Consider the following 24,917-nt stretch of genomic DNA (forward strand, 5'->3'; position numbering starts at 1 on the left):
GAACTTCAGCGATATCCGCCATGCCCATTGGGGCGCCTGGGTGACCAGAATTGGCTTGTTGTACGCCGTCCATGCTAAGGGCACGAATAGCGTTAGCTAGGTGTTTGCGATCCATAATTAATACCGAATATTATGTTTTTCTTAAAAAGGAAAAGTAACAGGGAAGACAGTGTCTTCCCTGCTGATAATTTAAATTAAAGCTTAGCTTCGATCATGGCTTCTAGTTTGCCTTGGTCAACCGCGAAGTTGCGGATACCTTCTGCCAACTTCTCTACCGCCATTGGATCTTGGTTGTGCTCCCATAGGAACTCTGCGTGAGTCATTGCCGCTGGACGCGCTTGCGTACCTTTAGAATCAACCAATTTTTCAGCAACGTGGCCTTCAGCCGCTTCTAGCTCTGCTAGTAGAGCCGGAGCGATAGTAAGACGGTCACAACCGGCAAGTTCAAGGATTTCGCCGATATTACGGAAGCTTGCACCCATCACAACTGTGTTGTAGCCGTAGTCTTTGTAGTAGTTGTAGATTTTGCTGACCGATAGTACGCCTGGATCTTCTTCTGGAGAGAAATCACGGCCTTCTTTCGCTTTGTACCAATCCATGATTCGGCCTACAAACGGGGAGATAAGGAACACACCAGCTTCTGCACAAGCGCGAGCTTGAGCAAACGAGAATAGAAGCGTGAGGTTACAGTTGATGCCTTCTTTTTCCAAAATCTCAGCCGCGCGGATACCTTCCCAAGTTGAAGCTAGCTTGATTAGGATGCGATCATTAGTAATGCCTGCGTCGTTGTACATTTTTACTAGCTGGCGAGCTTTTGCAACACTGCCTTCAGTATCGTAAGAAAGACGAGCATCAACTTCTGTAGAAATGCGGCCTGGAATGGTTTTTAGAATTTCTTTACCAATGTTTACCGCCAGCATGTCACAGGTATCTTGGATTTGCTGTGCTTTGTCGCTGCTTTGAGTTTTTGCGTAGTCAATGGAAGCATTGATAAGAGGGGCGTATTCTTCGATTTGAGCGGCTTTAAGAATCAGAGAAGGGTTGGTAGTGGCATCTTCTGGTTGGTATTTCTTGATAGCGTCTATCTCACCAGTGTCTGCGACGACAGTCGTTAGTTTACGAAGTTGCTCTAATTTGTTGCTCATTTCGGTCATCCTATATCATGGGCTTTCACACTAAAACCATAGTGTGATTAGTACAATGTCAAACTCGTTAGCCAGCGTTTTAGCCAATGGAAATTGTGCCAACTCCGCTAACGATTCTCAATTATGTGGCGATAGAGCATCTGTAATGAACATTTGCTCTTTCATTGAGTAAATGATGGGTTCATATTTATCTCTTCGACGCAGAATGTCAATCGATAATTACCCTTTTACAGCAGGTTTGTGCGGGTTTTTTTTTCGGCATGAAACTAAGCGTGTAAATCAAACGTTTGCTATCTTCTGGCGGGCGTTCAACGGTGTTTTAGACAGGCTGATTTTTGGCTGAGAATTTGTAATACAGATGAGCAAATGTTGCATTATTTTGTTAGCCTGACATATGCTACGTCTCTGAGCACATGTTTAGTCCTTGTTTAGGAGCTTGATTACAATGAGTAAGTCGCCCAATGATATGTCTGACGATAGCGCTGATCTGTTAACGGAAGTTTCCGTTGCTTATTACCAAGATGGTGCGACGCAGGAAGAAATCTCAAAAAAATTTGCCGTATCGAGAGCAAAAGTAGGTCGTATGCTCAAGCAAGCGCGAGACGAGGGCATTGTTGAAATCACGGTTAAGTACCACCCTGTATTCAGCGCCAAGATAGAGCAAAGGTTGGTTGAGCGTTTTGGTGTTAAGCGCGCTTTAGTCGCACTTGATCAGCCAAGTGAAGAACAGCAACGCCTGCAAGTGGCAGGCTTGGTATCCAAATTTATGGCCAGCTCAATTCAAAATGGCTCTGTCGTTACTGTGGGACAGGGCAGAAATGTCTCGGCTGTCGCGCACCATGTTGGTGTGATCCCGCAAAGAGACGTGAAATTCGTCTGTGGCATTGGCGGCATTCACCCCAGAGGTGGCATGTTCAACGCCGATCACATTTGTCGTCAGTTTGCCAAAACCTATGGCGGCACCTCAGAAACTCTTTATGCGCCAGCCTACGCAGAAAACCCTGAGCAAAAGCGCGCCTTTATGCAAAACGCGACCGTCAAACAAACCTTAGACTTAGCACGTAAAGCTGATGTCGCATTGGTGGGCATAGGGGATATGAGTGAAAACAGCTATATGGTCGATCTGGGTTGGTTTACTGCCGATGAAGTAGTGCAGTCGCGAATGAATCAAGGCGTAGTGGGCGACTTTGCTGGATATGACTTTTTTGATATTCATGGCAAGTCCGCCAAAACCGTTATGAGTGATAGGGTAATAGGGTTGGGTATTGAAGAATTTCGCCCGATCTCACAAGTCATCGCCATTGCCGCTGAAAACAGCAAACCCCTCGCCATGCTGGGCGCACTAAGAACAGGCGTGATTGATGTGATCGCCACCAGTGTTAGCAACGCCTTAACTGTATTAAACCTTGATGAACAGATGAAATAGCACTCATGTGACGGTGTAACCAAATACAACTGGGATTACAATTACATACCAAGATGTCGGTGAACTGGTGGACGATACAGAAGCCTCTCAGGTTACCGCTTAAACTGCTGTACGCTGGGATATTGAATGCTTCTAAGAAGTGGACAATGCCAATCCAGAACTGGAATATGACATTGTCTCAACTGGCCATTCATTTTGATGGGCGCTTGGAGGTGCAGAACATATCTTCAAGGGTATCTTTATTAGTCGATTTTCTGACCGATAAGTCGATAGTATCTCTTAATATACCCGCCTTACGAATCTCGCTCATTAGCGCTGCTCTCTCAGCTTTTGAAGTATCGTTTTCATCTGTCACATTTAATCTACGTAAGACTTTTTCAGATTTAGTCGGAGCGTGCTGAACTCTATTGAGAAAGCTTTCTGAGATAGTGCCCATTTTTTGTCTAACACGAAGCCCACGTTTTCCATTGGACGTAGGTGTTACCAAAAGTTCTTCTAGAGTTAAACCAAAAGCCAACGTCGCACCATTCTCTATACTTTGCTTCTTAGCCATTACTTTTTCGTTGTGGTCCTGCCCCTCTTTCGGAGATCGAATAACATCAGATCTAAACCTATGTTTCACACTATCCGCGATATGAGAATCTTCATGTAATATGGCTGGGCCATATGCCCATGAATCCATTACAATGCTTATTTTATACTTATCTTCGATCGACTCTTTAGATGTTTGTAACTCCACCCATTCATGGTCGAAACCTCGGCCATTTGCTCGATATAATTGTTCATTCATCTTTAGTTTTTTTGCGTGTTGTGCCTGTAGCACTGCTGAGAATTCAGAACAGTTTCCGGTTTTTGCTACCATAGCTACAGCTGCTTCCGTTGCATTTATCATACAGCGATCACTTATTTTATTCTTGCAGACATACTCCGCTACATAGCCTCTCTGACGTATGGTATCAATATGAGGTTTAAAAGGATCAACTGCTTTTGCCTCATCGCTGTATGAGTTGGGTATATTACTTCGGCCGTTCTTCAACACCTCCCTCGTTTCAGCCATCGAGAGGTTCGCTCTATATAATGCCTTTATAGTATCGGTATCTGGCTTTTCGTTCAGCAAAGTTTTATGCAACAAATACAAATTTGTATCGACATTATAAATTCTAGCTATCGGCATTAAACCACTATCATGGTTTTGTTTCCCCGTCGTTTCGGGTTGGTTCAGCGGTGCATTAAAAACTCTCAATGTATAGTCCTCTATTATTGCCAGCCGGTTACTTTCTTTAAAGATGAAGTGGACTATATTGAGCCAATTAACATTAATCGTGTCATATGTTTGATTATGAAAGTTTGCGTAAAATGTTGGCGTTGTTTGGGGCAAAATATGCAAGGTTCTGAGAACTTATTTCTGACCAGCAGAAGTCCTCCTCGCGCGATATGTGATTCTCTGAAGTCCCCAGTTCTGAGATGAATACCAATCGGTAAGCTTACTTTACGAAAGTAGCTTACTGCTGTTCGTAAGCGCGTGCACAGGGAATACATTTTCTTTATGATACAAACTCTTACTGATAAAAGAGATTTTTTACATATAAACTCAGAAATTTACACGACGAATTATAGAGACCTGATGCTAAGGTCAATTCTATATTGTTAATCAAATCATTTAACTAGTAATGAAGATGATTAAGGTTAATCCCTTTGCCGTTACAGCTTCAAAAATTCCCGTTAGTCATATAAGAAATTTAGCCGACTCGCCTCAATTTGATATTCATGGAGAAATAGATGAGAAGCGAACCTAATAGTCCTGTACCAATGCAAGTTGATGAAAGCAGCATGGATACATCAGATGATGGTATACAAGTATTGCAAGTGGCCAAAGTTACGAATAGTAGAAAGCGGCCTATGGAAGGCGATAGGCAAGTGCCCGAAAAGCAAGCTAAAACTGAGGCTTCTGATCTAAAAGGTCTAATCGATGGCGTCTCACGGCTTAGTTTAAAAACCGCTAAAGCCATCCCATGCAAACCAGCACCTAGTACCAATGTTAGCGGGCTCGATCAAAACTGTTACTATGCTTCAACAGCAATGCTGGTAGGACAAAATACACATGAACTGGTTTCTAATTCTGAGACCATGCAACAAGATAGAGGCAATATAGATGACATCCAAAATTTGTTTCTATCTCAAGGTATAGATACAGCAAGAGAAGATATTCAAAGCGTCAACGATTTAGAGCGTGCCCTAGAATCAAGATTAGAGCCTGGTAAAGGTTTGATGGTTAACCATGCTTGGACAACAGCTGATGGTCAGCAAGGTGGACATTCTGTTGTTGCTTGGCAAGATGAAAATGGCAAGTCATTTATTATTGACCCACAGAGTGATACAGGCTTGCCTCTTTCTGACTATATTGAGTCAAAAATTAAAGGCCACAAGAATAGCAGCGTTCATATCATAGGAGAATATACCAACAACGGCTTCCCGTCTCGCGAAACTAATCCACCTAGAGTGCAAGCTTCAACATCTAGCGCAAGCGGGTCTAACGTGACGCTGGGCGCTCAATTAGCAGAAAACCAAGCCAGTAGTGAGAAAAAACAAACCGAGGCGCTTTTCCATAATTTAGAAGCGCTTAAAGGTGAATCGATACCAAATACATTGCACAACTTACAGTATTTTGAGGAAAAGCTTGTTTCAGAGAGCCCACTCTCACCTGAAGAAAGCCGCGCTATGATAGACACTGCGCGCTATGCCTTATTTTTACCTGACAAAGATGAGTATTACCATAGTAAAGAAACACCTGCGGCAAAGGAAATAAGAAACAGTGGGTTGAGTCTTCTGTGCCAAGCTCTGGATAAGGGTCATAGAAGCGAGGTTATTTCACTATTAAATGGCCCTAGAGGGAATAACTCTCGCTTTGAGGTTCTAGTAGACAGAATGTATTCCGATTATGGCGAAAGCAGTAAAAGTATCATGTCCGCTTTTATTCAGGATATCGTGCAGCTGGGCTCTAGTGGAAATCCTAAATTAAACCTTCTTGGCAGCAGCGGAAAAGCCAAACACGGTGCACTAGCAACAATCTACCGACACTCTCCAAGCCGTGTGTCTAACTCAATATTACTCTTAGTACCAACTCATGATAAAAAGCAGCTTTTGCAGTCTATCGGCAGCCCATCATTGATGAGTCGCTTGCTTGGTGAAGGCGCAGATTTGAAGAAAAAAATTGCGGGTGATTTAGCAAGAAAGCCTCCAAAGACGACAAAGCCAGTCTCGTCTCCCACACCTTATGCCCTTACTAAAAGCAAGGTAGACGGCATGATAGAAAAAGAAGATAAAAGGTTGAAGGCGTGGCGTGAAGAAAAAGCAAAAAAAGAGAATACGAAACAGGTCCAAATTGAAGCACTGAAAAGTCACGGCCTGTCTCAATCTAAGGCTGAACGTGTGGTAAACGGCATAAGTGAGTTATCGGCGGATGCGCAAACCGACGCTTTACGCAAGGTAGTGAAAAGCCATGTTAAAGAGCAAGAGCAAAAAGCTGCTCTAGATGCACATGTCAAGCAGCAGGAGATTGAATATTCAATGAGGCGAAAAGCGCAATATGCAGAGGCAGAGCGTCAAGCCTCAATAAGAATTGCCGAACAAGAGCAGCGCCAAGCAATCGCCACGCAAACTCGCCTTCGTGAGATTGAAGCGGTGCAAGCACAGCGTTCGCGCGAAATGGTTCAGCAATATGAATTTAGGCAAGCCCAGAAAAAGGCTTTGCAGCAAAATACGAATGCCAATGCACAGAGTGTAAACCACAGAAGCAGTGTTGAAAGAGGCTTGCCTAGCAATCGTCTTAGCTTCAATCAAACTCGATCGATTGCTCAAGGTGCAACCAGAGCAATTGGTACTGAAGTGGGCAGCACGCTATCGCAGCGTTTGACGGCTCAGCAATTAGCGAGAGTATCTTCCAATGGTGTTGCCAATATCGTCCCACAGCTGCGAGATACGGTTCGTTTCTCTGAGGCTAGAGGGTATGACGCTTCAGGAAAGTTACTGGTCGAAGGCAGACTCCCTCATGGAAGTTTTGCTCAACTAAGTAATACCAACCATCTTTTTATGGAAGAAACGCGAGGTGTGGCAAAACCAGGTTCAAGTCAAGTTCTCAAATCAGGGAGCTTTCCTGGCCAAATGACAGTTCACGAGAGTGGAGTGAGAATCCTTCCACCAAGAGACAATGGAGATCGAGTGCAGTTTGATATAGTGAGGGGTGGTGTGAGAGACAATGCCGTTTACCCAGCTCAAAGTATTCACTTTAGTCGCGATGTTAAGGCATTAAGCCAGCTTATAGGCTCCTGATTTACTTGCTAGTTATCAAGTTTAGCAATGACTTAACTGTATTTTATTCTAATGATAAGATTATAATCTAGACAAAGCGACATAGGGAAAAACCATGGTGTCTTCGATTACTAATATGCCATCCAATAGCTCGATTTATAGCGAAGGTGAGCACAATATAGCTATCAATAATTTAATTGCTTCAGCTACCCAAAAAGTGCCATTAAATGAAAGTCAAAAAAACGATTTGGATGCGCTATTTACGCTGGCTAAAAGCAATGATCAAGATAGTATAGAATTACTTCAAAACTTATCAGTAAGCGCTGGAGAAGTTTCTTCATATGCCCAACATCTTTTATGTAAACTAATCGCTAAGGAAGATGGAGCATCATATGACGCAGCATGTTCTGCGCGCTCTGGCTGCCAAAGCCTGATTACCAGTTTTTCTGATGGCATCATTACTAATAACATATTAGAAGATAACCCCAAATTATTGCTTGTCGCTGGCTCTAAAATCGAAGGAGATGGTCCGTATCGAGAACCAATTCCACTGCAAGTCAAATCAAAAATCGTAAGCTTCGATGAAAAAGATGTTAAACCACAGTGGTGGCACGAGACAAAGCTGGCAGATGGTCAATTTGAAACCCCAAAGCCTTCAACCATCAAAGATAAAGATTATTGGGTAAAGGAGCATAAGTTACCTGATGACGGTGCTTGCCAATTTAGAGCCGCATTTACTTTGAGGGACAAGGATGATAGGTGGTTATCTGCATCGAAAGACGATATTCGTGATGAAATAGAAAAGAAACCAGTATCAGTAAAACAGGCTATATATGATTCTGTAACTTTCTTAAAAGTAGCAGACTTAATCCCTGACCGATTTAAAGATTTTTTTGATGAAGAAGGGTTTGAGGATTGTGTTTATGATAAGACCATCAAGTCTGGAGATTTCAATCTCTATTCCCCGCGAGGTATAGAGTCTGCTTTAGGTGAATTTCCGACATTAACTGATAAAGAAGAAGAGTTCTTATCAACTTTGGCTGACAGTATTGGTGAAAATTTAAAAAACGTTTTTAAATTACCATTAATTTCTGATGGCTCTAAAGCATATTCAGTTCCAACGGGTAACCACTATAACTTAATCACACCAGTTGATTTTTTCACGAAGATTGATTAATTCATTTTCTTTTATTCGTCATTTTCGAGGGTTCTTCCACAGGCCCGCTTGATAGACAGATGAAATAGCACTCATGTGACGGCGTAACTAAATTCGTAGTTACGCCGTCACTTATAACTGATTCAAGCGAGTGTTTTTAGGCTAATGTTAGTGGTCATGACAAAAAGTCTATGTTTATCCATTAGCATTAGAGCCTGACTCTGCCATTATCTCTTTGATCTTCTTATACGACTTCTTTTTGGAGTTAAAGATTATCTTATGCTCACCATACTCTTTATCTATGCTCGCTACCAACTTACGCCACTCGGATAGGTATGTCATTGTAGAGTACATCAATATGCCAAACGTAAATAAAACGGGCATACCAAGACTGAAAAATAGAAATGCATGAACATTTATATCAGGGGTAAGTACATCTGACCGCTTAAGTATCTCCGCAATCCCCATTCCAATGCCTGCACCGCCAGTGCCGATAAACGCAGCTAGAATAGTGGTAATATTTCGAAGCCTTCTTAATGGTGCTCTAAGAAAAGGCATTCTTTTTAAAGTTAAAATTTCAAAAAATTCAAGCTTTCTTAACTCAATTTCATTTTTTCTTATTTTAACATTATCTTTACTAAATAGATTTCCTTTATCACTAAAAAATAATCCAGTTAATACCCCGCAACATAATGATATTATCAAAAAAATAAACATGTAAAAGCTTGGGTCAAAAAATATTTTGGATTCCAATAACACCATATTTAATATGATCATTGTCAAGATAATCATAACATAGGATAACACTACTGACTGTGAAAGAACTCTGTTCTTTAAAAAATCCATACCGAAACGAGTATAAATAAAAGTTTGAAAAAAAAGCAGTAGTAGTAATGATAGCCAGCAGAAAAATAATGAGTAAAAAGAAGACTCTAAAAAAACAAACGGGAATTGAAATAATACCATTATTACAGAAATAATGGTAATACACGACCTTTTAGATTTAGGATTATAATCATCATCTGAATAAATTTCCACTTTAACCTTCACTCAACTCTTGCTTTAGCTCAGAATAGGGTTTCTTTTCTAAGTTCAACAAAACAGTGTAACTACCATGTTCTTTTTTAACCGTCTTGAGTAGTTTTCGCCAATGGTATAAGTATGAAATTAATGGTGCGATAATAACGCCAATTGCGATTCCAATTGGTACACCCATAACAAAAAACAAGAAAGCATACGTGTTTACTTCATCACCCAAAATACCTGAACGTCTTAAACCCTCTGCAATAGCGATAGAAAGGCCTGCGGCAGAACCACCAATAAGTAGGATAAAAACAGCAACAGCATAATGAAGACCTTTAAGTGGTTTTCTTAACCAAGGCGCTTTATCAAGACTAAGGTCAGCCCAAGGGTTAAATTTTCTTAGCTCTATTTCATTTCCTCTTATAATGGTTTCTTTTTCAAATGAGGTATTATCTCGCTTTTTAGTGAAAAAATTCCCAGCTAAGAAACCAAAAAATAAAAAAAACAACATCAGAAAAGATAGCATAAAGTTAGCATCATATGGTTTCTCTATGCTAATAAAAACAGAAGACAATATGAAATTATAGAAAACATATATAAAATAATAAGCATTAGATAATCTGGCAAATACTTTAATATATGTTCTTTACTGCAAAAACAGATAGGAGCTATTAATGATAAGGATATAATAAAGTATATTATTATTGGAGATATAGCTAATATATTAATTTCATCCAAAACCATAAACTGCATTAGACATACGCAAGAAAAAAAAGAAAATAGAATCAATAAACATTTTCTTAAGTTAGATATTTTATCTTTTAATGAAGTAACTTCCATAACTCTCCAGTAAAACTAGTCAGAGGCTTTTGGCAAGATCTGCTTTTAACTCAGAATAAGGCTTGTTGTCTAAGTTCAGTAGCACGGTGTAACTGCCATATTCTTGCTTAATCTCTGTGACTAGTTTACGCCAACGGTATAAGTGTGAAAGTAGAGGATACAACAAGATACCACTCGCAAGCGCAACAGGAACTCCAAAAATAAAAAAGAGGAAGGCGTGAGTGTTGATGGTGGAGCTAAGTAGTTCAGTGCGTTTGAGGGCTTCAACAATAGCTAAAGAAAGGCCTGAAGCTGAACCACCTACAAGAATAATAAAGTAAGATATTCCGTATTTTAGAGATTTAATAGGCTTTTCTAGCCACAATGCTTTTTTGAGGCTTAACTCTGACCAAAAGTTCATCGACTTTAATTCTATCTCTGAGTCTCTGATCTGTATTTTATATGATATGTCTTTGAAATCTTTTCTTATCGAGAGATATCTACTGAGTGTTACACCAATTAATAGAGAAATAAGTATCATAATAGAGAGTAAGCTATAAATATCATAAATATATCTAGATTGTATTGTTATTGGAGAGATAAATAAGTTCAATAAGGAGTATATGAAAAATATAATGATAACAATTGAAAACTCCATGAAATGACGTATTGTATTATAAAAGCTAACTTTTAGGATAAATAATCCAGAAATAATAAAAAATGTGAAATAGGCAATAATAGGTAGTTTTGAATATATGCTCGCACCGTCAAAAAAGAGTAAACATTGTATTGAGCCAAAAATAGCAAAGAAACCAAAATAACAACTTTTAAGCGTCTTTATTCTGTCATTTATTGTTTCATATATCAAATTAATACCCCTAGCTCACTAGCATACCAGAACATAAGGTCTCTGGTATGCTAGCGCTTTTATCATTTAGCTCTATCCATTAGGATTAGAGCCTGACTCTGCCATTATCTCTTTAATCTTCTTATAGGATTTCTTTTTGGAGTTAAAGATTATCTTATGTTCACCATACTCTTTATCTATGCTTGCGACCAATTTACGCCATTCGTATAGGTATGTTATTGTAGAGTATATTAATATTCCAAGCACAAACAGAAGTGGTACTCCAACGCTAAAAAATAGTACCGCATGTACACTCATGTCAGGGGCAAGTACCTCTGACCGCTTAAGCATCTCCGCAATCCCCATTCCAATGCCAGCACCGCCAGTGCCGATAAGCACAGCTAAAATTGAGATAATATTTCGAAACTTTATTAATGGTGCTCTAAGAAAAGGCATTCTCTTTAAAGTTAAAATGCCAAAAAATTCAATCTTTCTTATCTCTATTTCGTTATTTCTAATTTTGACGTATTTACTGTTATTAAATAATATGGCTTTGTCACTAAATAACAATCCAGTTAATAATCCCAGAGTAAATGATAATATCAAAAATATAAACATATAAAAGGTGGGATCAAATGCTTTTTTTGAATGAACTATTACTGAGCTTAGCATGAACATTGTCAGGCCGGTGATAAAGTAACTCATTAAAATTACTTGTGAAGAGACTCTTCTTCTGAGAAACTCTATCCCAAAACGAGTATAAAGAAAAACTTGAAACAAGACTACACTCAAAAATGCTAACCAGCAGAAAACAGTAGCATAGTATTGCGAATCGAAAAAAGCATATGTAATTTGAACTAACGCCATTATTACAGAAATACCTGTCACATTTGACCTTATACATTCAGGTTTATAATCATCATCTGAATAAATTTCCATATTTTCCCCTTAAAAGCCAAAATAACCTGAGTTTTTCATAGCGCCTGTACCTATATAGCTATCTATCTGAGTATTATTTTTGTCTATTCCTTCATTAATCATTTCTTCTATTGTTAGGTTTGGGAATGCAGTTTTTAGAAATGACTTAACATTATCTTTAATGCCAAAATATGTATCAACAGTATCAATAAACCAACCAGCCAAAAATGACAGACCAGCTATACTGACAAATATAGCGGTACCAGCTAGCGTTAAAGCAAACGCTTTTATAAACATTGCTAGAATCATAATCGCGGCAGTCCCAGCTAGTAAAAGCTTTGCTGTTGTTATTCCAATCGCACCGAGAAGCTCTGCAATATTCTGTTCACCAATATCTTTTTTAAAGAACTCGTAAACATCAAATGATGTAACAAATAGAAAAGATATAATATTTGCTCCTTTAAATGGATTAGCACTTTTAAGAGCAGTGCTTAGTTTACCTTTGCCTGTTTTTGTTTCTAAGTCTTCAACCACTTGAAGGGTTGTACTGAGCATTTTCATTTTATCATGTTCAATACTGTAATTGATGGCGGTTAAAAAAGTTCTGCTGGTGCGATCGCCTTTAAACACAATCCCGAGTTTATTACCCCACTGTGACATTTTTCTTACTGTGAACCTACTTTGAATAATAAATTCTTTTAGGTATCCCCTTGCTGCCTTAATTCCGTATTTGGCTTTGTAATAGGCATAGGCTTGTCCATGCTCTGTCGCTTGCACCATGACTGTAGCCATGGCATTTTGGTCTCGGTTACTGTTTTGCAGATGTTCGTAGAATTCCAGCAAGGAATTTTCTGCTAGCGTATCAAACAGAGCAGAAATAACCGATTCGTCCATATCATCAATGTTATAGACCTCGCCAATAGGATTTGGAAGAAGCATTAAGCTGTCACTGGCTTTGAGAATACCAAGTACTTCATTGCCGTTGTCCCTAGGCCTAATCAAGGATTTTCTTGGCGAAGGATCAATAGGGCAGGTCATTATCGCAGCTCTTAAATCGCCGGGGGCTGTGATGTCAGCTGTTGGTATCCGCTCTACTAAGGTGTGACGTTGGCCGTTTAAATAAAGCTCTAACGAGTTGCAGGTTTCGTCAACCGTATTGGGGATCAAGGTAGCTCTTGGCGTAAACTCTTTAGGCAGAGAAGGGCTTTTTTTGCCATTGACCGCAAATTGAATATCAAGATTTTGTCCGCTTTGATCGTCGGCCCAAAACATATTGCCCGCAGGGGCGTGCATCACTACTGGCTCTTTATCTTTGGCATCGGTAGTTTGGGCCTTGCCAGCGTAAATCCATAAATCGTCGCTCATTAAATTTCTCTCCAGTAAATATCAAATGAGGATTGTAAATCTTTGGTATTAATCAAGGATGTTTCCCCTTTAGCATTGGTCTTACCGTAGATTTCTTTACCATCTTCAAACACGACTTTGTACGCTTTGTTGGCATGAACCGCACCTGTGGTTTGGTCTTGCAACACAATGCGCTGGTTGTAACGCATAAAAGACTCATAAGGCGGCGCGACATTGAGCCTAGCACTTCCTTTGTCTGGGTTTATTGCCACATTTCCGCCGTTGATCGTGGTTTGCGCTGCGCCATCAATGGTAATTGAAGAGCCATAAAGTTTTATATTACCACTACTTTTTAGGATTAATCCCGCGTAGCCGACCTGAACTTTGATTTCATCTCCAGAAATAATGGTGGTTTCACCATCGGCGCGAAAAGAGGTGTTGCCTTGTACATCGACATTCAAATTACCGCCCACTTGCAATGAGTCGTCGGCGCCTATGTTGGCCGATAACCCCTCAAGCACCGCAAGGCTCGCTTTACCACCAATTTCCACCGACAGGTTTTGGCCTATTTTGGTTAGGCGGTTTTCATCAATCGATCTGTGTTGATCTTTTGCGACTTGCTTTTGCTCATTGGCGTTGTAGGTAACGGTTACGTCTTGGTCGACTTGTTCTTTAAAGGTTTGTTTTGTTTCTGAGGTTTTATGGCCATGAATGGTTTCTTTGCGATCGCCATGGACGTTATTTTCTTGGTTTCGGCCCACTTCAAGCTCTTCATCATTCCCTATATCTCGGTAGCGATTATTCAGCACGTCGGTTTTCATGTCTTTTTGCGCGTGAAAATGCACCATTTCTTGATCATTTTCATCTTCAAAGTGCATTTCGTTGTAACCGTCTGCCTTATGGCTTTGGGTGCGAAAAACGGTGCGAGTTTTATGCTCGGGAAGTTCGTAAGGTGGGGTATGTAATCCGTTATACACAGCGCCTGTAACAAGCGGCCTATCAGGATCGCCTTCTAAAAAAGTCACCACTACTTCGTGGCCGATGCGCGGCAGATACACGGCGCCCCAGTTCGGCGCGGCCATTGATTGGCTTACTCGCAGCCAGCATGAGCTGTGTTCGTCACTTTGTCCGTAACGGTCCCAATGAAATTGCACTTTAATTCGCCCAAGTTCATCGGTGTAGATTTCTTCTCCCGCAGGCCCAACGACGACCGCCGTTTGCGGACCATCAACCACTGGGGAGGCCATTTTCGGCGCGCGATAAGTCACATCACGCGGCAGACAAACAAACTGATTTTGGTAGTGGGTTGGGGCATCGGCACCTTCTTCTTCGTGCACGCGAGGGTTTTCACCAAGGTGCATCACAGAAAGCATTAGGTAATCACGGTTGACTGAGGAACGCGGATGCTCGCTTATCTCAAAACTTAATCCCGAAGCCAAACGCATAATATTACTTGAGGCATGAATTTGATGGCTATCGACTCTGTATTCTGACATCCATTCACTGCTGCGCTGAGCGCCAAAGTCAGGGGATGTATAGCGTCCAGGGTAATCGAAGCGTTTTAAATCGGTATTCACACCATCTTGGGCGGTTTTGTTTTGCGGTATTTTCGGGGTGAGGTAGTTGTAATCGCTATAGCTGACATCACTGGTGAGAGCGCGATGTACCTGCTCTAAGTCGAAAATGTGCTCTTTGTCAGACACACCGCCGCCTTGAGAGTGATACAGCATAGGCCCAAGATAAGAAGCGTTGAGCGGCGTGCTGACAAGCTCAGGAATGGCATCATTACTATCAACAATCACCATGGTATGCGCTGCATCGCTATGCTCAAAGTAAAACCACATGCCATGCTCGGCTAAAAGACGCTGAACAAAATGGTGGTCATTTTCGCGGTATTGCAACACATAGTCTTTTTCTTGATATTGGCCCGCCAGTTCAAAGCGGTAATCGCTCATCCCCGCATCATCAAACACATGGCGAATAATATCTGGCGCGGTTTTGTTTTGGAAAATGCGGCAATCTTGGCGCTGGGTCAAAAACCAAAGTTGAGGCACCAAAGTGATCTGGTAGCGAGAGTAGCGCCGACCAGAGCCCATATAACTTAGCTCTGAAACGCTGCCATTAAACTGGCGAGCCGCCGCTAAACCTTGACCATAAACACTCAGCACGCCGGTTTTTCTGCTCAGCGCCTCGAAACTAATGCCATCGTTTTCAGATAAGACGGTCAGGTTCATTTCAAACGGGGCAGACAGGGCTTCCGTCACCCGAAAACTTTCTACTTTGAACGACCCTAAAAACCCAGAGACTTCAAAGCTAAACTCAATATCATTCGCCATACCGCTTCACTCTTATGACCCAATTACTGCGGGTAATCAATCTACATGCATATTAAATGGCTGAACTGTAACAAGTTCTATGGAAATCATCACTGTGCTAAACCACTGAGTGAACGTCAAAAGAGGCTGATAAAGTAACTGACTCAATAGTGTATTTGCTTAGAAGGGCATGTAAGGAGACCGCAAGGATAGTGAAAGTGACGGTTTCCACCCTCAGCAGAAAATTGTGGTTTTGTGATGGGGTTTGCAGTGTGGGTTGGGGGGCTTTATATCTTTATTTGTTTTTGCTAGGAAATGCTAAAGCAAAAGATCTACAAAGTAAGGCTGGTGTGTTTTCCTCATTAAATCTAATGAATCTTTTATCCCAGCTCTCACTTCGCAAGCTTATGAACTCCAATTTCATGAAATGGTGTTAAGAATGTTTATCTGGATATGTAATATTTGTATTTTTTGATGTGTGAACCAAATTATTTCTTATAGTTTTTGGTGAAATCTTGCTCATATTTTTTGATTTTAAGCCTAGACTAATGGAAAATATGCATAAGTGAACTCAATTGCATAAGGTGAGTTATGGCTTTGTTACTGACTACAGAAGAACGACTAACAGAAAAGCTAAACAAAGAGAAAGAGTATCTTTGGACAGAGGTTAATAGGCTAAAAGCAGAGATAGAGAAGACTAATCAACAGCTTAAGTTGCTAGAACAGACAGCACCAGAGCACTATTCTAAAGTTGTCGGAGCTAGGAATAAAGCCACCGAGGTAAAAAACAAAGCTGAAGAACGCTTGAGTGAGATTGAATCCATTTATCAAAGTGTTGAAGACGCTTATGATACTGTCATTTCATTGAAAGATGAATCAAACTCGAATCTAGCAACAATTAAAAAGTATGGGTCTACCGTTTCTGATAAATCAGAATCAATAGCTCAATACCATGATCAATACTTAGAATCTAAAGCAAAAATTGACAAAGCCCTGGAGGAGATTAGTCACCTAGTTACTCAGAAAAATCACTTGGCGGTGAAAGTTGAGTCGTTATCAGAACAAGTAACCAATACCGAGCTGGTTGCGAGTAAGCTGAAATCTTTACTGAGTAATGCAACTAAACAGAAAAATGAGTTTGATACACTTCATGGTGAAGTCTTTGGTTTTATATATGAAGATGACAATGGTGAAGAGGTCGAACAAGCGGGTTTAAAAGACGAACTAAAAGATGCTTACTCGAAAATAAAAAGTGATGTTGCATCGTTAAACGAAGAAGTCTCGAGTATAGAACAAAGATATAATGAAAAACTAAAATCTATTGAAGGTCAATATCATGAAGGGGTTGAATCATTTATCTCAAAGGGTGAGAAACAGTACAGTTCAATAGTTGAAAAGATAAAATCGCTTCTTCCCGATGCTCTTACGGCTGGTCTTTCTGGTGCATACATCGACAAGATCAAAGTTGAAAAAGAACAATTAGATAAACATGAGCTTTCGTTCAATAAAGCTATTCGCTGGTTGATACTGTGTTCTTTGTTACCTGTTGCATTCAGTATGTTTCGAGTAATGTTATTGAGTGAGCCGTTTGCTTCCGTTATTCAAGATGCTCCGATGATTTACTCTATGATGTTACCAGTATACGCTCCTATCCTCTGGGTAGCTTACTCATCAAACAAGAGCTATAAACTGAGTAAGCGACTAATTGAAGAGTACACACACAAAGAAGTTTCTAGTCGAACGTTTGAAGGTTTGTCAAATCAGATTGACACCATTGGTGAAGATAACACCAGTGGTGAATTAAGAACTAAATTGCTATTCAACTTACTTCAAGTCAACAGCGAAAACCCAGGCAAGTTAATATCCGATTATAACAACTCAGATCATCCTATTATTGACGCGATTGATAAAAGCTCTAAATTAGCAGATGCGATTAATCGTTTAGATAACGTGCCTTTAGTAAGTCCGTTGTTACGACATTTAAATGCTAAAGAAAGACATAAAATCGAGCAGAAAGAGAAAGATATGTTAAATGTAGTCGACGTAGCAACGAACCCTGAAGGCGAATCGAAAGAGGAAGAACCATCAACTAAAACTGCATCAGTTGCATAGATAGATCATTGATAGTGAGTCCCGGTAAATAATTCTGTGTAACTGTCATGGTTACATGCATTCAGTTAATTGGTCTTTGAACACAATCATATAGCGCTCTAGAGCTTGTCGTTAGTTTCTAATCACCATCGTTCATGACTCCTTGGATCGCCAGAGAATTTTATCAAAATACATTATTCCCTCAATACGAACCCCCAACCCCTCTAGCACGATAATTTCCCCCCTTTTCTGGGCTGGCCATCTAACTTTGACCAAAGAACTTTGGAATTATTTGATATAGAAAAGCAATTAGTTAGTATGGCGAAATATCAGCACTGTATTGTTTTTAAATAGATTTGAAGGGGTTTTGTTATGATTGCAAGCGAAGTTGATTGTAAGGTGTACCCATATCACCCAGATTGTCGGGGGATTAATAACATAATTAATGAAGGGGTTGAAGGAACAGGGGCTGGTTATGATCAGGCTTTATCTTTATTTGCCGATGATAAAGCGCAGGTTGTCAGTTTTATTTCAACCAATTTGAATACAGAGCTTATGTCTTCACTGCAAAGTTTGGTGGCATCTTTTGGGTTAATCGGCTAGTACTTTGGCGTGAATGCTTAAAACAACAAAGGCGCTTATTGAGCGCCTTTGTTTTATCTCACGAAAGTAACCTGTGACTACTTCTTACGGCAGAACTCTGCGATAACGTACATAGATTGGCCGCCGTTGGCTTTGCCCGAAACCAGCTTAGGATCGTCGCCAATACTGATGCCGCGAATAACCGTGCCTTGTTTAATCACTTGGTTAGTCCCACGAACAGGGAGATCTTTGATTACCGTTACGTCGTCACCTTTTTTAAGTTCGACGCCGTTGCAATCAAGGGGCTTATCATCGTCCGACATGCCTTGCATGGCCCAGTTCATGGTTTCTTCTTCCATGTACATCATGTCTAGTGCATCTTGCGCCCAGCTTTCGCTGTTTAAGCGAGTCAGTTGTCGCCAAACGGTAACTTGAACGGCAGGGACTTGACTCCACATGCTGTCATTAAGGCAGCGCCAGTGGTTAATGTCTTCAGGGCTGTCTATCTCGCCAAGGCATTTTTCACACGCCATTAGCGCTTGATCAACGGTAACATGGCTGTGTGGCGGAACTGGATAAGCGGTAAGAGGGGTATCACTGCCGCACAGTTCGCATTTTGATTGGCAGCGTTCCAACATGGTCGCTTCTGAAGACATAATAGGCTCACATAATATAGGTAATTAATGAAGGGCGTTATTATCCATGTTATGGCTTGAAAATAAAGGCCTATGCTCATTATGAGCAGTTAGGCCGTTTAATGTTGTAATTGGGTAAAGACGCTATTTTCGCTGACAGATCTTGAATGCGCGTGCTGTGCGATGGGTGAGTTGATAGCAGCTCGGGCGGTTGGCTGCCCCCAGAAGCTTTGGCCATATTTTTCCACAGCTCAACACTTTGTGTAGGATCAAAACCTGCTTTTGCCATCAGTTCTAGGCCGACTAAATCAGCTTCAGATTCTTGGCTTCTGCCATAAGGAAGCAGCACACCATATTGAATGCCAAGCCCTAAGGCGGCCATAGTGGCACTTTGATATTGGGCGTATTGCGAGGAACCAAGCGCGGCGCTGGTAATTTGTAACCCTGCATTGGCAAGTTGTGATTGTGATAGACGCTCATTACTGTGATCGGCTAACACGTGAGCAATTTCATGGCCAATGACGGTGGCCAACTGGTCTTGGTTTTTCGCCACATCAAGTAGGCCAATGTATACACCAATCTTGCCGCCGGGCAGGGCGAAAGCGTTGACCTGTTCACTATCAAATACCACCACTTCCCAATCTTTAAACCCAGCCTGAGCAGGTACGTGCGAAGTGACCGCCTTGGCAACACACTGCACATAGGCATTGGTTTTACGATTGGTACTGATTTTTTGATCTTGCTTCATTTGCTCAAAGGATTGAGCGCCAAGTGTGCTCATGTCTTGGTCTGAAAAAAGCAGCAATTGCTGACGACCTGTTGGTGATGAGCTGCACGCCATCAAGCCGATTGCACTCAATAAAGTGAGGCGTTTCAATGAATTATACATAAGTTATTCGGTATGATTGTTATTATTCCTTTAATCATATCATTTGACTAAAATGCTGTGTAATGAATCATGAGAGAACTTGTATGACAATCTGGAAACAATCGTTTGATCTCGACGGCTTAAATGCGACCTCAGAAAACACCTTAATGCGTCATCTAGGCATAGTTTATACCCAATTTGGTGATAACTTCATCGAAGCGACCATGCCTGTTTGCCATTTTACCCATCAACCCTTTGGGATGTTACATGGCGGAGCATCTGTGGCGCTTGCCGAAACGCTAGGTTCGATAGCGGCTAATATGTGCGTCAGCGAAGACTCTTATTGTGTTGGGCTAGACATCAACGCCAATCATGTGCGTTCAATGCGAGAGGGCAAAGTTACCGGTCGCGCAGAGCCTGTGCATTTAGGGATCTCGACCCAAGTGTGGCAAATCGATATTCGTGATGACAGAGAACGGTTAGTGTGCACCAGTCGCTTAACCATCGCGGTAAAAAAGAAGCGTAATGCCAAGCATTCGTTTAAGGAAAGTTAGATGGTGATTGATTTCTCGGCGGGTAAAATCATTGTTACCCCTCATGAGCTAGTCATTAAACTGGCGTCAGAGCATATGATTACTCTGCAAGCTCAAACCGATGCGCTGCAACTGATTGGTCGAGGTGCCAATGTGATAGCCGCTCACGGCGCGGAAAATAAGTGGTCGATCAAGCTTGATGACGAGGCGCAGCTCAGTCTGATTGCTGAACAAATGGGGCTAAAGCTTCAATAACCTTATCCTAAGCTTGCCTAATTGCTCATAAATAAGGAAACTTAACAGAGTTCACTTTGATTGAGATTTCCTCTTTATGAGCAGTCCTAGACTACGCGTTCAATTTGAAACCTTGTTTGAACACTACAATGGTCAAAATTGTGGTATTCAATTAGACGAGATCACTGATATTTTGTTTTGCACTAGGCGTAATGCTCGGATTGTATTAAACAAAATGGAAGAGCAGGGGTGGATTGAATGGCACCCTTCGCCGGGCCGAGGTAAGCTTTCACAGCTCAACTTTAAACGTAGCCGAACCGATGTGAGTGAAAACCTCGCCAGACGATATCTGGAAGAAGGCAAGATCACCCAAGCGCTCAATGCTTTAGATCAAGACGCAGCTAAACTGGCGCAAATAGTCGAAAATTACTTAGGTGTGCAGCAGCAAGAAGGCGAGCAAGTGCTGCGTCTTCCGTATTACCGAGCGCTCTCTATGCTTAACCCGCGCAAACCAGTGCGCCGCTCTGAGCAACATATCGCAAGGCAAATCTTTAGTGGTTTGACCCGTTTGGATGAAAATGAATCGCTTAGTCCGGATTTGGCCCACAACTGGGACATGCTTTCACCCACTCATTGGCGCTTTTATTTAAGGCCCAACGTACGCTTTCATAATGGTGAGCAGCTGACCACTGAAATAGTCGTCGACTCACTACACGAACTTAGAGGTAAACCTCTTTATCGGCATATTTGCGATGTAACGAGCCCTAGCCGGTATGTGGTGGATATTTTTCTCGATAAGCCCAATTATCATCTGCCTTTGATGCTGTCTGAGTCTGACGCCAAAATTTTGCTTCCTGAAAGCAGCCGGTCTGCGGATTACGATCAAATGCCGGTCGGGACTGGGCCATATAAAATCGTCAGCAACACCAAGACACACCTTGTTTTGCAAGCTTTTGATGGATATTTTGGGTTTAGACCTTTGATTGACAGAGTAGAAGTGTGCGTCATTAATGATATTTATGGCTCGATCTTATTTCCAAGTATGGAAAACACCATAAAACAAACCACTGAAAAACCGACAGATGTCGAGTTAGACCCAGGTTGTACCTGTTTCTTACTTAATCGTCGAAGTGGTCTGGCTAAATCCGATCAATGGGCAAACTACTTTAGCCAGCGGCTAGGGTCTTTAAACCTTTATAATCTGTTGCCGCAAGAAAAGGTGGTTGAGTTAGGCGTTCTCCCAGCACATGGCCTAAAGCCGGGCTGGTATCATCACACCGCTCAAGGGCACTATACTTCTCCGCCTTCTTATCGCAAGGTGACGATCGCCTATCACGGCCAACATCCGACATTTCCGGTTTTAGTCCCAAGTGTTGAAGCGCTCCTCAAACAAGATAATCTTGAGGTTGAGCTGGTGAAATATGACGTTTCTTTACCCAACCCCGAACAAGTGGATATTTGGTTAAAGCCGATGGGAATTTCTACTCATCGCGACGATGGTTTGGCAGGTTGGCTGCTTAATTACAGTGATATTGAACAGTTTTGTAACCCTGAAGATTTCAACGATTGGCTCGAGTTAGTGCAAACATGGCAAGGGCAAGAAAATAGCCGCTTTCCAGCAAGAGAAATTGGTAAATCTTTGGTTGATCGTATGCAGATCATACCCATATTTCACTGCTGGCTAGGCATTGGTAGAGAACAATGCGGCGCTCTGCAAAATGCCAAATGCAATGCGCTGGGTTGGTTTGATTTTAGTCAGGTATGGCTCAAACCTGATCAGTTAGTAGAAAGAGAGCAAGTAAATGGCGAAACCGAATAAGAAGCAACCGAGCAAAACTGTCGATATTTATTGTGCCAAGTGTCGATGTGAGCTGTTTAAGTACCGAAAAGGTGGAAAAGGGGCCTTAGTGAAATGCTTTAAAGAACGAATTGTGGCGGATTTTACCTCTACACCTTGCCATTGCCCTCAATGTGGCATTGAGTTTGCGCGCGATACTTTGATACGAGGCACGCCAGCGTTCAAAATGATTGGTGGTAAGGTGGTTTTTAAATAAAAAGGCGGATACGCCACTAATTTCATTTAACACATTATGGTAAAAATCAGCCTAATTAGGCTTTTTTACGGCGTGAGCCACAAAAAGTATAAAATTGTCATTTCGGGGTATCATTGATTTTTAAAAGTGATAGAATCGCGCTGTCTAAATTTTACTCCACTTAACTGTAACCAAATAGGTACTCCCAATGGAACTAGGTCTTATCATCGCTTTCATCGTCGCTTCCGCTGTAATGGTCAAGAAAGAGATGGCAAGTTCGAAATAAGTGTAGGTTCGTTCACAACCGCTTTTGATGTCCTTTTGAACGAATATAAGAAAAAAGCTCCCATTGGGGAGCTTTTTTAGTTGGTTAGAATTGGTTTAGAATTCATATTTTGCAGTGATGGCCCAGTTGCGGCCTGCTTGAGTGTTGTCTGCATCTAATGCATCTTCACCTCTCACATCACTCCATTTCCAATATTTACGATCCGTTAAGTTAAACAAGCCTGCCGACAAGGTTAGATCTTTGATTGGTCGATAGTAGGCGGTTAAATCTATCACTGTTGCACTCGGAGTAGCGGCTTGCACACTATTCGGTGAAGTGGTGAGATCAGCGGTAGGGTTTATGTCTGACATCTTTTTCTCAGCATAATAGTTGAGCGCAATGCTGCTTCCCCAAGTATTGTTCGGTGAGTCATAATCAAGTGATGTGACCGCATTCCATGGGTTTACTGAGTTAAGCGGCTGCTTGTCGCCATCTTCACCTTCTGTATAACTGGCGGAAAAACGGGTTGATATCCCATCCGGCAGGTCAAAAACATCACTGACCATAATACGGCTCGAGAGCTCGACTCCCTTAATGTTTGCTTTGCCAATATTCTGATATTGATAAGTACTGCTATCAATCGTCACTCGATCAATAAAGTCACTGTAGTCACTATAAAACACCGAAATTTCAGACTTAGAATAGCTATTGGCGAAACGATAACCCGTTTCATAAGTGATACTGTCTTCGGCTTCTAAGTTAGGGTTAGCTAGGTTGGTATAACTGTGGTGTACTCCGACCGAAGAGTAAGAGTAATACAACTCTTTAAAAGTGGGCGCTCTATGACCTTGGCTTATTTGGGCAAAGACTTTAGAGTTGTCAGTTACGGTGTAAACAGTGCCAAGTCTTGCGGTTAAGGCAGAACTTGTACTGGTTTGATAATTGTCAATAGAGCTACCAGCGGTATTGTTGTCTGGCTTGGTTTCAAATCTATCCCAGCGCAGCCCTGGTGTGACAATAACCTTTTCATCTAAAAGGGATATTTGATCTTGCAAGAACAAACCTACGCGAGTTTCTTTCGCATCGGGTTGATAAAAATTCAGCGAGGCTTGATTGTTGTTTAATCGATTTATGTTCTTATTGGAATTTTTAATATCCTTATAAGAAGCGGCCATACCGTAGGTGACAAAATGTTCCATATTGTCTGTCGCTAAATACTTATTAAACTCGAAGTCAGTTTGAACTCCTTGGTCTTCATAAGAATAGTCTTTTATTTCGTCTTTTGTTGTACTAGTACGGTCGGTAATATTGTTCTGCTTATGAGAAAGCCACGTCACCTGACTGTCAATCGAGTCTGCCAGTAAGCTTGTACCCTCCCAGATATGTTTTACACCTAGCTTGGCCCTTTCCGTCGTGTCATCTAGTGTGTATTTAGTGTATGAAGAGCTCGCGACATTTCCGGTGTTGTTTTGATTGTTCATCTGGCCAATCAATTCTATGCGGTTAGCATCATCAACTTGATACTGAAGTTTGACCAGCAAATTGTCTGCTTTGGTATCCAAATCGTTGACTGAGTCATTTTGATACTCGCCATTGGCAAAGTTTTCAATAAGACCTGAGTCATTGCGCGTGTAGGCAACCATAGACTCTAGGTCTCCACTGCGGTTAGCTAGAACAACGTTTTCTTTGAAAGCGTCGTTTCGCGAGGCAAATCCAAGTTTAATCTGCCCACCAAATGCTTCACCTTCTTTTAGGAAGTCACTGGGATCTTTAGTTTGAAACGCAACAATGCCACCAATGCCATCAGAGCCATATAAACTCGACGCAGAACCTTTGACAACCTCAACTGATTTGATCATATCAATGTCTAAAGCAAGGCGACCAGATGAGATAAACTGGTAGGTTTCATCATACAAATAGGGCTGTGCAACACCATCAACCAAAATGTTTACTCGGTTACCTTGCATTCCCCGAATGTTAATTTGCTGGATCCCCATGCGTCCGTTAGACACAGCGTCAACACCAGGAGTGTATTTGAGGACATCGTCTACATTGGATGCGAGCGTTTTTTCAATCTGTTTGTCAGTAACGACAGAAACCGAACCAGCGACTTCTTCAAGTTGTTGCTCATTACGTGTGGCTGTGACAACCACTTCGTCGAAGAGGGCATAGTCACCCGCATAAACATTTGATGAGCAGGCCAAAAGTATGGAGGCTGACAAGAAGGATTTGTTATACATTTGCATTTACCTAAAGTACGTCTTAAAAATGATGCGGACTGAACTCTATAGGATCTAAATGATAATTACTATCGTTATCATTTCTGTTTTTGTGGTTTTTTTTTGCATTTTCATGCTTTAGAAAAATGAGAAATC

The 24,917-nt window shown here is 41.3% G+C and carries 21 protein-coding genes; 9 read left to right on the forward strand and 12 right to left on the reverse strand.

Translation table 11 applies throughout. From position 1 onward, the window contains the following. Both MHN79_RS19640 and tal read right to left on the reverse strand, forming a co-directional pair. Positions 1-115: hypothetical protein (locus MHN79_RS19640; RefSeq protein ID WP_143695507.1), on the reverse strand; the 115-nt coding region annotated here is incomplete at its 3' end. A gap of 79 nt (positions 116-194) precedes the next feature. Next, positions 195-1,145 carry a transaldolase gene (gene tal / locus MHN79_RS19645; RefSeq protein WP_160927847.1) on the reverse strand — a complete coding sequence of 317 codons (951 nt, stop codon included), beginning with the start codon at positions 1,143-1,145 and terminating at the stop codon, positions 195-197. A 445-nt stretch (positions 1,146-1,590) separates the two neighbouring features. Between tal and MHN79_RS19650 the strand changes: the two genes are divergently transcribed. Then, positions 1,591-2,571, forward strand: a complete 981-nt coding sequence (locus tag MHN79_RS19650) for a sugar-binding transcriptional regulator (RefSeq protein WP_152431936.1) — start codon at positions 1,591-1,593, stop codon at positions 2,569-2,571. Between the two features lie 190 nt (positions 2,572-2,761). On the opposite strand, the gene MHN79_RS19655 is transcribed toward MHN79_RS19650, so the two are convergent. Then, positions 2,762-3,814: a hypothetical protein gene (locus MHN79_RS19655; protein WP_239174591.1), complete on the reverse strand. Its 1,053-nt coding sequence runs from the start codon at positions 3,812-3,814 to the stop codon at positions 2,762-2,764. Between the two features lie 536 nt (positions 3,815-4,350). On the opposite strand from MHN79_RS19655, the gene MHN79_RS19660 reads away from it, so the two are divergent. Both MHN79_RS19660 and MHN79_RS19665 read left to right on the forward strand, forming a co-directional pair. After that, a complete protein-coding gene (locus tag MHN79_RS19660; protein ID WP_239174548.1) occupies positions 4,351-6,900 on the forward strand; it encodes a hypothetical protein in 2,550 nt (849 codons plus the stop codon). A 94-nt stretch (positions 6,901-6,994) separates the two neighbouring features. Continuing rightward, the gene (locus MHN79_RS19665) at positions 6,995-8,056 is read left to right on the forward strand and encodes a hypothetical protein (protein WP_239174551.1); all 1,062 of its coding nucleotides are present in this window, start codon (positions 6,995-6,997) and stop codon (positions 8,054-8,056) included. Between the two features lie 174 nt (positions 8,057-8,230). Here MHN79_RS19665 and MHN79_RS19670 read toward each other — a convergent pair whose 3' ends face one another. The 6 genes from MHN79_RS19670 to tssI form a co-directional block, all read right to left on the reverse strand. Continuing rightward, positions 8,231-9,085 carry a hypothetical protein gene (locus MHN79_RS19670; protein WP_239174554.1) on the reverse strand — a complete coding sequence of 285 codons (855 nt, stop codon included), beginning with the start codon at positions 9,083-9,085 and terminating at the stop codon, positions 8,231-8,233. After that, the gene (locus MHN79_RS19675) at positions 9,075-9,632 is read right to left on the reverse strand and encodes a hypothetical protein (RefSeq protein ID WP_239174557.1); all 558 of its coding nucleotides are present in this window, start codon (positions 9,630-9,632) and stop codon (positions 9,075-9,077) included. The genes MHN79_RS19670 and MHN79_RS19675 overlap by 11 nt, the downstream gene beginning before the upstream one ends. Positions 9,633-9,917: 285 nt before the next feature. Continuing rightward, the gene (locus tag MHN79_RS19680) at positions 9,918-10,298 is read right to left on the reverse strand and encodes a hypothetical protein (protein WP_239174559.1); all 381 of its coding nucleotides are present in this window, start codon (positions 10,296-10,298) and stop codon (positions 9,918-9,920) included. 519 nt (positions 10,299-10,817) lie between these two features. Then, complete coding sequence (locus MHN79_RS19685; RefSeq protein ID WP_239174561.1) at positions 10,818-11,663, reverse strand: hypothetical protein; 846 nt, start codon at positions 11,661-11,663, stop codon at positions 10,818-10,820. Between the two features lie 9 nt (positions 11,664-11,672). Then, positions 11,673-13,007, reverse strand: coding sequence for a hypothetical protein (locus MHN79_RS19690; RefSeq protein ID WP_239174563.1), 1,335 nt, complete (start codon positions 13,005-13,007; stop codon positions 11,673-11,675). After that, positions 13,007-15,322 carry a type VI secretion system tip protein TssI/VgrG gene (gene tssI / locus MHN79_RS19695; protein WP_239174565.1) on the reverse strand — a complete coding sequence of 772 codons (2,316 nt, stop codon included), beginning with the start codon at positions 15,320-15,322 and terminating at the stop codon, positions 13,007-13,009. The genes MHN79_RS19690 and tssI overlap by 1 nt, the downstream gene beginning before the upstream one ends. Before the next feature lie 570 nt (positions 15,323-15,892). Here tssI and MHN79_RS19700 point away from each other — a divergent pair. Continuing rightward, positions 15,893-17,413 (forward strand): hypothetical protein, encoded by a 1,521-nt coding sequence (locus MHN79_RS19700; protein WP_239174567.1) that lies wholly within the window; start codon positions 15,893-15,895, stop codon positions 17,411-17,413. A gap of 351 nt (positions 17,414-17,764) precedes the next feature. Beyond that, entirely contained in the window at positions 17,765-17,995 is a 231-nt protein-coding gene (locus MHN79_RS19705; protein ID WP_239174569.1) for a hypothetical protein, read from the forward strand. 77 nt (positions 17,996-18,072) lie between these two features. Here the strand turns inward: MHN79_RS19705 and MHN79_RS19710 are convergent, their stop codons facing one another. Continuing rightward, positions 18,073-18,630 (reverse strand): PhnA domain-containing protein, encoded by a 558-nt coding sequence (locus tag MHN79_RS19710; protein WP_152431924.1) that lies wholly within the window; start codon positions 18,628-18,630, stop codon positions 18,073-18,075. Positions 18,631-18,709: 79 nt separating this feature from the next. Beyond that, the gene (locus MHN79_RS19715) at positions 18,710-19,498 is read right to left on the reverse strand and encodes a M48 family metallopeptidase (protein ID WP_239174571.1); all 789 of its coding nucleotides are present in this window, start codon (positions 19,496-19,498) and stop codon (positions 18,710-18,712) included. 83 nt (positions 19,499-19,581) lie between these two features. Here MHN79_RS19715 and MHN79_RS19720 point away from each other — a divergent pair, with 83 nt between their 5' ends. The 4 genes from MHN79_RS19720 to MHN79_RS19735 all read left to right on the forward strand — a co-directional run bounded on the left by MHN79_RS19720 (position 19,582) and on the right by MHN79_RS19735 (position 22,298). After that, the gene (locus MHN79_RS19720) at positions 19,582-20,031 is read left to right on the forward strand and encodes a hotdog fold thioesterase (protein WP_239174574.1); all 450 of its coding nucleotides are present in this window, start codon (positions 19,582-19,584) and stop codon (positions 20,029-20,031) included. Continuing rightward, the gene (locus tag MHN79_RS19725; RefSeq protein WP_152431921.1) at positions 20,032-20,265 is read left to right on the forward strand and encodes a DUF3389 domain-containing protein; all 234 of its coding nucleotides are present in this window, start codon (positions 20,032-20,034) and stop codon (positions 20,263-20,265) included. A gap of 76 nt (positions 20,266-20,341) precedes the next feature. Continuing rightward, entirely contained in the window at positions 20,342-22,063 is a 1,722-nt protein-coding gene (locus tag MHN79_RS19730; protein ID WP_239174577.1) for an SgrR family transcriptional regulator, read from the forward strand. After that, entirely contained in the window at positions 22,047-22,298 is a 252-nt protein-coding gene (locus MHN79_RS19735; RefSeq protein ID WP_239174579.1) for a hypothetical protein, read from the forward strand. The genes MHN79_RS19730 and MHN79_RS19735 overlap by 17 nt, the downstream gene beginning before the upstream one ends. A 360-nt stretch (positions 22,299-22,658) precedes the next feature. Here the strand turns inward: MHN79_RS19735 and MHN79_RS19740 are convergent, their stop codons facing one another. Further along, the gene (locus MHN79_RS19740; protein ID WP_239174581.1) at positions 22,659-24,782 is read right to left on the reverse strand and encodes a TonB-dependent hemoglobin/transferrin/lactoferrin family receptor; all 2,124 of its coding nucleotides are present in this window, start codon (positions 24,780-24,782) and stop codon (positions 22,659-22,661) included. Positions 24,783-24,917: the final 135 nt, after the last annotated feature.

Origin of the sequence: Vibrio sp. Of14-4, assembly GCF_022347625.1 — a bacterium.
In the GTDB taxonomy this organism is placed as follows: Bacteria; Pseudomonadota; Gammaproteobacteria; order Enterobacterales; family Vibrionaceae; genus Vibrio; species Vibrio pristinus.